Source organism: uncultured Nitrospira sp. (assembly GCA_902500695.1).
Taxonomy (GTDB): domain Bacteria; phylum Nitrospirota; class Nitrospiria; order Nitrospirales; family UBA8639; genus Nitrospira_E.
This window is the reverse complement of sequence record CABVRQ010000068.1, coordinates 1-11,856: the sequence shown is the minus strand read 5'-3', so window position 1 is coordinate 11,856 and position 11,856 is coordinate 1. Positions and strand designations below refer to the sequence as shown.

8 protein-coding genes are annotated in these 11,856 nt (G+C 52.3%); all 8 read left to right on the top strand.

Features of this window, described 5'->3' with window-relative positions; all coding sequences use genetic code 11:
• On the top strand, window positions 1–1,346 hold a 1,346-nt coding region (locus AAH187_RS14880; protein WP_342349257.1), incomplete at its 5' end, for an efflux transporter outer membrane subunit.
• Between the two features lie 672 nt (window positions 1,347–2,018).
• Entirely contained in the window at window positions 2,019–3,665 is a 1,647-nt protein-coding gene (gene xrtD, locus AAH187_RS14875; protein WP_342349256.1) for a VPLPA-CTERM-specific exosortase XrtD, read from the top strand.
• A 633-nt stretch (window positions 3,666–4,298) separates the two neighbouring features.
• Entirely contained in the window at window positions 4,299–5,936 is a 1,638-nt protein-coding gene (locus AAH187_RS14870; RefSeq protein ID WP_342349255.1) for an MraY family glycosyltransferase, read from the top strand.
• A gap of 508 nt (window positions 5,937–6,444) precedes the next feature.
• A complete protein-coding gene (wecB, locus tag AAH187_RS14865) occupies window positions 6,445–7,542 on the top strand; it encodes a UDP-N-acetylglucosamine 2-epimerase (non-hydrolyzing) (RefSeq protein ID WP_342349254.1) in 1,098 nt (365 codons plus the stop codon).
• A 234-nt stretch (window positions 7,543–7,776) separates the two neighbouring features.
• Complete coding sequence (locus AAH187_RS14860; protein ID WP_342349253.1) at window positions 7,777–9,225, top strand: oligosaccharide flippase family protein; 1,449 nt, start codon at window positions 7,777–7,779, stop codon at window positions 9,223–9,225.
• A gap of 16 nt (window positions 9,226–9,241) precedes the next feature.
• On the top strand, window positions 9,242–10,285 hold the full coding sequence (locus AAH187_RS14855; RefSeq protein WP_342349252.1) for a glycosyltransferase: 1,044 nt from the start codon (window positions 9,242–9,244) through the stop codon (window positions 10,283–10,285).
• Window positions 10,286–10,446: 161 nt separating this feature from the next.
• Window positions 10,447–10,971 (top strand): hypothetical protein, encoded by a 525-nt coding sequence (locus AAH187_RS14850; RefSeq protein ID WP_342349251.1) that lies wholly within the window; start codon window positions 10,447–10,449, stop codon window positions 10,969–10,971.
• Window positions 10,972–10,988: 17 nt separating this feature from the next.
• Window positions 10,989–11,759 carry a methyltransferase domain-containing protein gene (locus tag AAH187_RS14845; RefSeq protein ID WP_342349250.1) on the top strand — a complete coding sequence of 257 codons (771 nt, stop codon included), beginning with the start codon at window positions 10,989–10,991 and terminating at the stop codon, window positions 11,757–11,759.
• The last annotated feature ends 97 nt before the right edge of the window (window positions 11,760–11,856 follow it).

The following is an 11,856-nucleotide window of genomic DNA, read 5'->3' as shown; positions in this document are numbered from 1 at the left end:
CCGATATCGAAACGGCTGACCGGTTTCGCATGTCCGAAACGGAAGGGGAATCGATTGCGAATCTTCACTGGTGGGAATTGCTGCATGACGAAGAATTGCAACAACTGATTCGTATAGCCTTGGAGGAAAACAAGAATCTTCAGGAAGCCGTCGCCAGCGTCGAGGAATTTCAAGCGCGAGTGTTCATCGCGCGAATGGATTTTGCGCCTCAAATTACCACCCAACTCAATGCTCCGGTCTTAGGGAAATTTGGCGGCTTTGCCGTACAGGGATTTCCGAGCAATTTTAGTTATTACGGGATCGGGAATCTGAATTGGGAGATTGATATCTGGGGTCGCATTCGTCGGTCAAATGAAGCGGCGTTTGGCGATCTGCTTGCCCGCGAGGAAAACCGACGGGCCGTCATCCTTCAGTTGGTCAGTGGTGTGGCGGGGGCGTATTTGGATCTGTTGCAATTCGACATGCAGTTGGACATTGCCAAGCGAACGCTGGGGTCCTGGGAAGAATCGGTGACCATTGCCAAAGCCCGATTACGACGCGGAGTCAGTTCAAGGCTCGATGCGGACCAATTTGAGGGGGAACGGGCCAATGCGGCGGCCCGGGTCGCCCAATTCGAGCGGCAAATGGTGCAGAAGGAAAACGAACTGAGTGTGCTCCTTGGCCGGAACTCCTTCAGGATTCCACGAGGCCAGATTCTCACCGAGCAAATTTTTCCTCCAAAGGTGCCGCCAGGCCTGCCTTCGGAATTACTCCAGCGCCGTCCGGATATCGTACAAGCCGAACACGAACTGGCCGCGGCCACGGCCCGTATTGGTGTCGCGCAGGCGGAACGGTTTCCCAAGTTCTCGATTACGGGTATTCTTGGCCTCGCAAGCCCTCAACTTTCAACGCTGACCACCCCCGGCAGTGAATTTGGACAAGCCGGGCTGGGACTGGCCGGCCCGTTGCTCAATGCCAATATTTTGGGGTTTCAACAAGAAGCGGTTGAGGCCCAGGCGAAGCAGGTGTTGGCTCATTACGAGCAAACCATTCTCGTGGCATTTAAAGAAGTGGAGGATGCCCTGGTGTCGGTGCGCACGGCCGATTCCCAACGGATTGCCCAGCAGGAACAGGTGACGGCTCTCCGGTCGGCATTGCGTTTGGCCAATCTTCGTTACAAAGGCGGCCTGACCAGTTATGTTGATGTGCTCATCGCCAAACGAGATTTATTCGTTTCCGAACTCGAGCTCACATCCACCCATCGCCTGCATTTGGTGTCGATCGTACAACTCTATAAAGCACTGGGTGGAGGATGGTCCCCGGATTCTCCCGAAGGACCCCTTGCCATCTCCGGCTCAGCATCCTAAGCGAGATATGACAGTGGAAGAAGGTGAACGTCCAGAGTTGGATCTTTCATTCCACGGTCTGTGTCATGAAAACATTGCACCCCTCACCTTCATGAATAATCATTCCAAATAAATTCAGAAATCTTCCTTGTTGGGTGCGGCACTATCGTTTGTTTCCGGCCAAGCGGTGAATGCCCACTACCCCCCAAGAACATCCTGAATTGCGGTGTGGAGTTCCCTGAGCCCCTCAAACCAGCCTTTTTCCCCTGACCGGCGGTGATGAAAGAAGGGAGGTGAATCCCTGCTGATACCCGATCCACATGGTCATCCTGAGCGCAGCGAAGGATCTGTGCCCAGGGTGACGATACCATCGCTCAGTCAGATCCTTGGGGGCCGTTGGCCTGAGCGTTGCCGAATGGATCAGGATGACCGATTTCAGATAGCCATTACACGGTGGTCATTCCCGGCATTGTTTATCGGGAATTTATCGTGGTTTCGTTTCGGATGAATCCCCGCTGATGAGCGGCGGGGATCCATTGGCCCCGAAATCCTTCATCTATATATAGCGCTATTTGAGTTTATCTGGCAGAATCCTCCTGTTGCACCGAAATTCCATTCCCGTCGCGTGACTCACCCTCTATGACAATGCGATGGAAGCCGTCATTCTCTAAGTCACGAGGCCTCCCGTCACACATGGCGCAGTCGATTTCACGAAATCCTCCCCAGGGCTCCGATCAATCGTTTCAGATCGCCTGGTCTCTTGTGGGGATTCTGGCCGCAGCCCTGGTGGTGTTCGTCGTGTTCTATGACAACCTGGCGTTCTTATGGCGGACCTGGTTGGGCGATGAAAATTATGGGCATGGGCTCCTGGTGCCTCCCATTGCCCTGTATTTGGCATGGGAAGACAGAAAGCGGCTCTCAGATTGTGATGGGGGCGGGGCATGGGTCGGATTGGTGATCATTGCGGCCGGGATGGGTCTGTTTATCATGGGTCACCTTGGGACGTTGTTTGTGGTGCAACATCTCGCCTTGTGGCTGGTGATCGTGGGGCTGGTGCTGGCCGCCTGGGGTGTGCGTGGGGGAAAAATCCTGGCGTTTCCCCTTGGCCTGCTCCTGATGACCATTCCACTCCCGCAGTTTTTGTTTCAAGGGCTGTCCGCCCAGTTACGATCGATATCTTCGACCCTGGGCGTGACCTGCCTGCAGGTTGTCGGCATCACGGCTTTCCAGGACGGCAATGTGATTGATCTTGGGCCCATTCAACTTCAAGTGGTGGAAGCCTGCTCCGGACTCCGGTTTTTATTTCCCCTGATGACTCTCGCGCTCTTGTGTGCGTATTTTCTCCAAGACCGGCTCTGGAAGCGTATCTTCGTATTTCTTTCCAGTATTCCGATCGCCATTCTGCTCAATGGCTTTCGCATCGGCATGATTGGCATTCTGGTCGAATGGTGGGGAAAAGGGGCTGCTGACGGGTTTATCCACCTATTCGAGGGATGGGTGATCTTTCTTGTAGGGGTCGCGCTCCTTGTCGGGGAAATGGTGGTGCTGAAGGGCATCCGGCCGCAATCCCGACTGCCTGGTGCGTGCATTCAGTCACCGGAACAGTCTGAGGGGGAAGTGGCATCGGAGGAATCCGCTCATCAGAGTCCTGGTGAGGGACGCGCGCGTCATGGTTTCCACCGTGCTCGAATGCCTTGGGCTGTGGTGGTGGGGCTGGTGGTGGTGGGAGCCTTCGGCATGTGGGCCACGCAGCTTGACGCACGGGAGGAACGATTGGTGTCCCGGCAATCATTTGCAGATTTTCCTCTGCAACTGGGTCCGTGGGAAGGCAGGGCACGGCCTTTAGAGCAAGTCTATCTCGATGCGCTCCGGTTTGATGACTATCTCCTGGCCGACTTTCATCAAAAGCCTGAGGGGTCTCTTCCCGTCAACCTCTATGTGGCCTTTTATCAATCGCAACGATCAGGAGAATCGATCCATTCGCCCCAAAGTTGTATCCCCGGCGATGGATGGCTCATCGAGTCCGTGAACACCATTTCGCTTGAACCGCCCACACCGGGCCTCGCTCCCATTTTCATCAACGAGGTGACGATTACAAAAGGCGAAGCCCGACAATTGGTCTGGTACTGGTTTCGACAGCGTCAACGGAATCTGACGAATGAATATCTGGTGAAATGGTATCTCGTGTGGGATGCCGTGACTCAACAACGGACGGATGGCGCACTCATTCGTTTGACGACCCCCATTCCCGCTCATGGAGACGTTTCAATCGAGAAGTCACGACTGGCAGCATTCGCCAATCTGGTCTATTCCAATTTGGAGCCATATGTTCCGCGTTGATGAAGCGGGGATCGCTCTTGTATTCCTTTTTCATGATGAAAATTCACTCAGGCCTTAAGGTGCAAAGCACACTCCAGAACACCGCGAGTCCTCACGCATCCCCATGCTCATATAATTTTCCGAAACGGGAATCCTGAATCTTCAATATTCAGTGGTGTCATTGATGACTGTCGAAATCGTGAAGGGCACGGTATCATGACGACTTCATAGTGGAGCGACGAGAAAGGCTCACCCACAGAGATTTTTCATTGGCGTGGCCAATTTCCCGGCATGTTCTCTGTGTAATCTCTCAGCACGATAACGGGCCTATGTCAATGAAGACTCGATGTAGAAAGAAGAAATCGTCGCGCCCCCCCCCTTTCTTCCAGGAGCCGATCTTGGTATAAATGATAGGTGTTCCTTTTAATATATAAAATAAATCCCTAAAGCGATTCATTTCTTGAGATGTCTCTTGTGTTGAGTTGATCAATTCTTACCTTTGAGAAAGGAGGGAACCTGATTGTCCTTCATGACATGTTGTTTTGAATACCTGTTGTGACTCTGCTAAAAGTAAGATCCCCCGTCATCAAGAGCCTCGTTATCGGGTAAGCCATATTTGCCGTCATCTTTTTCTCTCATCTCTTTGAGGCACGTATGACAGGGATTCTGTTCTATGCATTTCTCCTTTCTCTATTGATCGGCACCGTCTTGACTCCCTGTCTCATGCTTGGGGCCACCAGATTGGGGCTACTTGATCAACCGGACCTGCGAAAAGTTCATAAGGAACCAATCGCCAGAGTGGGCGGCCTGGCCTTCGCGATAGGGGCCTTGGTCGCCATTGCCTATTGGGCACCGCACCATAAGGTGATTATCGGCACGCTGGCTGGCGCCCTCATCATCGTCGGTATGGGGAGTCTGGACGATTTTTTTGATTTGCGGGTCCGCTATAAATTTATGGGGCAGGTGGCGGCGGCCGGAGTGGTCGCCATCTCAACCGGGATCTCATGGCAACCCTTCTCTTCGCTATTGGGTGTTGATCTGCCTTCCTGGCTCTCCATCGCCTTGACCGTCTTCGTCCTGGTCACGATGACGAATGCCATGAATCTCTCGGACGGGCTTGATGGATTGGCGGGCGGTTTTTCCTTTGTCAGCTTTGGACTCTTGGCCTATCTGGCCTATCAAATCAATGATAGCCTGGTCTTGTATCTGGTGCTCCCGGTCATGGGAGGGCTGTTGGGCTTTTTGAGATTTAATACCTATCCCGCCAGGGTATTTATGGGGGATGGGGGCAGTCAATTCCTTGGATTTGTGTTGGGCGTGTCGGCGCTGTTACTGACGCAGGGTGATCGCTCTCCGATCAGCTCATGGTTGGTCCTGTTCATTTTTGGCGTCCCGCTCATGGATCTGGTTGCGGTGACCGCTCAACGCCTGCTTTCAGGAGGTTCTCCCTTTAAAGCGGATCGGCAACATGTGCATCACAAGCTGCTGTCGCTGGGTTTTTCTCATCATCAGGTGGTCCTCATTCTCTATGGCTTCCAAATATTGTTGATCATAATGGCGTATGTCTGCCGGTGGAGTACTGAGAGCATCCTCATGGGACTGTATCTTCTCGTGCTGGCGGGGCTTGGCACATTTTTTTATGCGGTGGTCTCCGGTCGATGGCATCCGGGGGCGTTCAGACCCTGGAGTAAGGGAGCGCTGTATTGGCGTACCTGGGTTGATTCGAATCAATGGCTCTCTCAATGGTGTCTCTATGGTTTGTTAGGCGGCATGATGGGGTTTTTTCTGCTGGGGGTGCTGTCGTCATTTTCAGCTCCCACGGGAATTTCCTATCTTATTCTGGGACTGGTGGTGCTGGTGTTTTTTGGGGGAACATTGGGCAATGCCAAATCGATGCTGCTCACGACGAGAATGGCGTTGTATCTTGGGTCCACATTTGTGCTGTATGTGGTCGAGCATGTCCTGGTCGAAGCGGCGCCGCAACTCACAACATTGTTTCAGGGATTTTTTGTCCTGCTGATTATCGGGCTCTTGTTGGCAATTCATTTAGACAAAGACACGCGGTTTCAACCCAACCCCATGGATTATTTATTATTGCTGTTGGCGATAGCCATACCCGGACTCTTGACCATTCAACTGGGAGTGATGGATGTGGGAGAGATGATGGCAAAGCTCATTATTCTCTTCTTTGTGTGTGAAGTGTTATTGCAGGCCTTTTCGTCCAGGGTGCGTCAGTTGGGATACGTCTCAGGGATGGTCTTGCTATGCCTCGCCTTCCGTGTGTTTTGGTGATGACGATACCGGCTTTGTCGCAATCAAATCATATTCATGAAGCAGTGCATGAACTCGGTGCAATCAGGAATTCACTTTGTCATCCTGAGCTAGCAGCGAAGGATCTGAGCCCAGCCGGAGGATGTCAGGACTCAGCAAGATCCTCCGTGATCTTGTCCTGAGCATGCCGAGCGCAGGGAGACAAAGCATCAGGCATCCCTCGTCTTGTCATCCTGAGCCAGCGGCGAAGGATCTAGCTCAGCTAGAAGATGCCAAGGTTCAGCGAGATGTTTCGTGGAAAGTGTCCTGAGGTAGCTATGGGCGTAAATTCATTGGATAGAAAAGCATAATCCATGCAGAAACAGCGAAAAAGAGCAATCGTGATAAACACCGAATTCCTTAGTATAAACCAACACATGAATTTCAAATTCCTCCTCCACTCACCAATAGGACAAGCCATCATGACTGAGCATTCCCCTGGATGGGGTCGCTCTCTCATGCTGGATGCCCGCCTATTCTCCTTGATTTCATGATGAAACGAATTGACCTCATCGCCGGAGCCCGCCCGAATTTCATGAAGATTGCGCCGATCATCGACGCATTGAATGCCGCTGAGGCGCGAGGCGGGTCATTGCGATTTCGCCTGATTCATACAGGACAGCATTATGACCGGTCCATGTCGGGAAGCTTCTTTGAGGAACTGGGCATTCCGGATCCGGACATCAATCTGGAGGTCGGGTCGGGCACGCAGGCTGAACAAACGGCCGCCATCATGGTGGCATATGAAAAGGTCCTGCTCAAGGACAAGAGCGACCTGTGCCTGGTCGTCGGAGACGTGACATCCACCATGGCCTGCTCCATCTCAGCTCGCAAGCTAGGGGTGCCGGTCGCGCATGTAGAGGGCGGCATCCGCTCAGGCGACTGGTCCATGCCGGAGGAGATCAATCGGGTCGTGACCGACTCCATCACCAACTGGTTTTTCACCACCAGTGAAACGGCGAATGACAATCTCCGCTGCGCCGGCATCACAGACGACTGCATCTTCTTTGTGGGCAATACGATGATCGACACTCTGCTCAAACAGCTTCCGCGCTTGCGTCCGCCCGTCTGTTGGGAACCGCTGAAGCTCGAGCCGAATAACTATTTTGTCGTCACCCTGCATCGGCCGGCCAATGTGGACGGAGAGCAGCAGTTACTCCGGCTCCTGCATACGATTGCCGAAAGCACGCACGGGTTGCCTGTGGTGTTTCCTGTTCATCCGCGCACAGCCAAGAGTCTTCGTGACCTGGATAGCCGAATGCCTCACCTCTCCTATATCGATCCGCTTGGTTATCTGGAATTCAACTATTTGGTGAAGCATGCTCGTGGGGTGATTACCGATTCTGGAGGAATTACTGAGGAAACCACCGTCCTCGGTGTGCCGTGCTTGACGTTGCGGGACAACACGGAGCGCCCGGAGACTATTACCATTGGGACCAATGAACTCATTGGGACCGATCCGGACAACCTGCCTCCGGCGCTTAGACGATTGATGGAGGGGCAGTGGAAAAAAGGCGCGATCCCTCCGAAATGGGATGGCAAGGCAGCCGAACGAATCGTCGAGCATCTGGAGCGAATGCTTGCCTGATTATCAAGTATGTGTACAACCGGTTTCTTGGACCCCATGTGCTTGGCAAAGTTGCAGCGGTGTGTTGTGCGACCTGTGTGAGCGGTTGATCCCGTCGCCTTGTCCGTTAGCTCACCATATCCCGGACGGCAATGAAGAAATCTTTGAAGGTCGTTGGTACGGGTTCATTGGGGAAGCCAACGGTCAACGGATCACATTGTTATCGTACCGGTAAAAAATCTGCGAGTGTAATCCATGGCAAAATCTGCGTTTCAATACCTCTCCGGGGTGATCTGGGTGGGATCAGGCAATCTTGTTGGGATGGTGGCTGCTCTCATGACCGTGGTCATTGCGGTGCGGCTGACATCGAAAGAGGAGTTGGGAGTATATTTTTTGATCATGATGGTGTCGCAGTTTGCGGCGATTGCCGGAGATCTTGGCCTGAAGAACACCGCGACAAAGGTGCTTTCTTCGAGTGATCCCCTCGGTGTGGTCGAGACTGCGAGATTTTTTGTCACCATTGCATTCATATCGTCACTGATTACCGCACTTGTGGTCCTGGTCGCACTTCCTTTCCTAGAAACGCTTTGGCCCTATCCCGAGTTCAGGAAGTATGCCTGGTTGAGCGTGCCACTTTCATTCCTTGCAATTAACTTTCAAATGGCAAACTCTCTGCTTGTCGGGGCAGGTAAGTTTCGAGCGCTTTCTGCCCTGGGAGTCGGGTCAGAACTGATGCGGGCGGTCCTATCCGTATCGGCATTACTCTATGGATTCGGAGTGGCCGGACTGTTATGGGGGATGATCCTCTCTCGCCTGTTCGGAATAGGCCTTGCGTGGCGACTTCTTCCTGAGCAGGTTGGTCTCTCGCTTCGACATCCCGAAGCGAGGAGGATGATCAAATTCGGAGGATGGATGTACGGGTGTTCGTTACTTTCGGTGGTCATGGTAAAGGCGTCAGACACGATCCTGGTGACGTATTTGGGCACTGCTGCACTCGCCATCTATTCGACATCCATGCAATTGCCGAGCGCGATGCTGCGTCTATTCGAATCTATTCGGCCGGTCCTTTTAGGATACGCCTCATCCAGGGAGGATACAGGGACAGATCTCCTGGTGGAATCGATTCGTATCGGCGCCGGATTGCTTGCGGTGGTGGCCACACTTCTTATCGGAATTGCGGACCCTCTGATGACGCTTCTCTTTTCACAGTCATATAGTGGTGGCGCCAACGTCATGCAGGCGCTGTGTGTCTGGACTGCCCTCTCAATCGTGAACTACTACTTTTCCATTAATCTGGTGGGAACCGGTCACCCACAGAAGGCGTTCGTGTTGATCATCCCGCAAGTGATCATCTGTATTGTGGCGGCCCTGCTTCTGGTTCCAACATTTCAAGCTCTGGGGGCGGCGATAGCGTTGATTGTCACATCGCTGCTGGGAAACGTGACCGGGGCATGGGTGGCGGCTGGAGGTCGTCACGCACTGTTTCTCTCACTCAATGCGTCCCATCTTAGAGCGGCTTTTCCATTGTTATCGCTCCTTATCGCCGTCAGCACGGTCAACTACACAGCCGGAATGATGGTGGGTATGGTCAGTGCAACATTGGCCTTTCTTGTCTTGCTCCGGGCGGTCACGTATCAGGACGCACGGCAATTGTATCGTGCTGTTGCCGGTCGGGTAGAGCTCGCCGCAATGAGCGGGAAGTGAAAGATAAAGGCTCTCGATGAAAGTGTTGTTTCTCACATATCCGCGAATCGGACTGAATCGGGGCGGGCTGCAAATTCAGATCGAGGAAACAGCCAAGGGATTGACCCAAAGAGGGGTTGAAGTGATCTTCTACGATTCCTGGCGCAATCAGATCCCTGACGTGGATGTCTGTCATGTGTTCAGTATAGACGGTTCGGTGGTTTCTCACGTACAACGTTCGATAGGAAGCGGTAAGCCGGTGATCGTCTCTTCCGTACTCAATCTATTTCATGTGCCCCAATCCTTAATGCGGATGAAAGTCTTATCCTCGAGGTTCATTCCAGGCATGTATTCGGACCTCAAGCGAGCAAATCTGATGCTCCATGCGGCGTCAAGGGTCATCGCGTTAAACGAAGACGAACGCAAGCTGTTATCCACGATTTTTTCCCTCCCTTCTGAGCGGATTGCCACCATTCCAAATGGACTCAAGACATCGTTTTCAACCGCTGATCCATTGCTGTTTGAGAAAAAATATGGCGTGAAGGATTTTGTGCTCAACGTGGCGTCCATTGAAGAGCGGAAGAATCAACTCACGCTGATTCGAGCCATGAAAAGCCTGCCATATCCGCTGGTCATCATTGGGAATCTCTCTTCGGAGCAGGAAACGTATATTTCCCGTTGCCGCGAACAGGCGAACAAACAGGTGATTTTTACCGGAAGTCTAGCTCATGATGATCCCATCCTGGCGTCGGCCTATCGGTCCGCAAAGCTCTTTGTGCTTCCCAGTTTTTCGGAAGTCATGCCGTTGGCACTGTATGAAGCCGCTATTGCCGGTTGCCGGGTCATCGCGTCGAAAAATGTTCCGGTCGCGGGTTCTGTACGGCAACTGGTTCCTGTATTCGATCCGCATTCTCCAGAAGATCTGGAACGCCTTATTATAAGTGAGATGGAGAAGCCGCGTGGCATTGAATTGCAATCCGTCGTGCGGGATATGCCTTCATGGCAACAGGTGTGCGAACACATTCATGTGACCTATGAGACCGTACTTAAGGAACTGAATTCTTCGAAGTGCCATACGTGAATTTGTGAAAAAAATCCAGTGGACAATAGGTATTCAAGATGAGAAAAGTCAGGTTGTTTCTCGCATGTTTGATTAGCATCGTTCCCATGTCGTGCCTGCGCCGTTTCCTGTATCAAGTGTTTTTCGGATATGTCATTGATAAACATGCCAGGATTGGATTTATGAGCATTCTTGCGGTAGATAGTGCTGAAATTAACGCGGCGAACATTGGGAGGTTTAATAAATTTGTCGGCCCGTATCGCCTGCGGATTGGAAGCGGAGCGGCAGTGGGGAGGAGCAATGTGATTTCCTGTGGCGCATGGGTTGCAGAAGATAAATTTGTTTGCGAGGGTTATGCGCGATATTGCCACCTTGGAGATGGGTGCATGGTCAGCTCTTTTCATTTCATCGATCCCACAGGAGGATTTACCATCGGGCCGCATTCCTGGATCGCAGGTTCCCATAGTCAATTTTGGACTCATGGAATCGGAGTCAAGGATCGATCCATTTCGATTGGTTCTGATTGCTACATCGGCTCTGCCGTGCGCTTTGCACCTGGTTCTTCGATAGGCAACAACAATACCATTGGACTCGGTAGCGTAGTCGTGGGACACCACGATAAAGAATGCGTACTTATTGCAGGTGTTCCTGCAAAAGTCCTTAAGACAAACTATGACTGGCGCGCACGCTCCACGGCATCGTCATGAACGTTCCCGGACACACGATGGCCAACTTACAATCCCATGCGGAATTTGTTCAAGAGTTACTGGCTGACCAGGATCGCCGTCTCAATAGCGTGGACTATGCCGGCAGAAGTCTGCCGCGCTTTCAATATATTGTGGCTCTTTGCCGTCGAATGAATCCTAATGGGGATGCCAAAGTCCTCGATATCGGCCGAAGTTATATGTCCTTCATGTTGGCTGAATACTATTCAGATGTCGCCACTCTAGGATTTCCACTTGGTGAGCATGGGTACGCACATGAGCATGCAGGTGCTCAGGGTGAGCGACAACCAGGACGTCATATCGTGTTTGACCTCAATGATGCGCAAACACGCGGCATTGCGAGCAGCGAACAATTTAATCTCATCGTTTTTGCTGAAGTACTGGAACATCTCTTTACGGCACCAGAGTTGGTCTTACATGCCTTACGGGAGCTTCTGGTGGAGGATGGATTGATTGTTTGCCTGACACCTAATGCCACTGCGTTACCAAAGCGAATCCGGCTATTGCGAGGAACCAATCCATTTGAGCGTATCAGGATCAATTGCAATAATCCCGGGCATTATCGAGAGTACACCAAGACTGAACTTGAGCAAATGGGACTCACCGCCGGTCTTGAAATGGTTCACCATGAGTTTGGTAACTATCGCCCTGCCCGAAGCTTTGTGCTTCCGAGAAGCAAGTCCCAGATGTTTGATGTTTTCTGTCGAATGATCCCGGCCTTCTGTCTTGGGCAGACGGCCGTTTATCGAAAGCTGCCGGCAAGGTCATGAATGACATGACGGCTATGGGAGCTTCCCTTCGCGGACAACTAGTGCTGTCAAACACGGGGGAAACGAAACCTGACGGCGTCATCCATTCAAGTTTTGG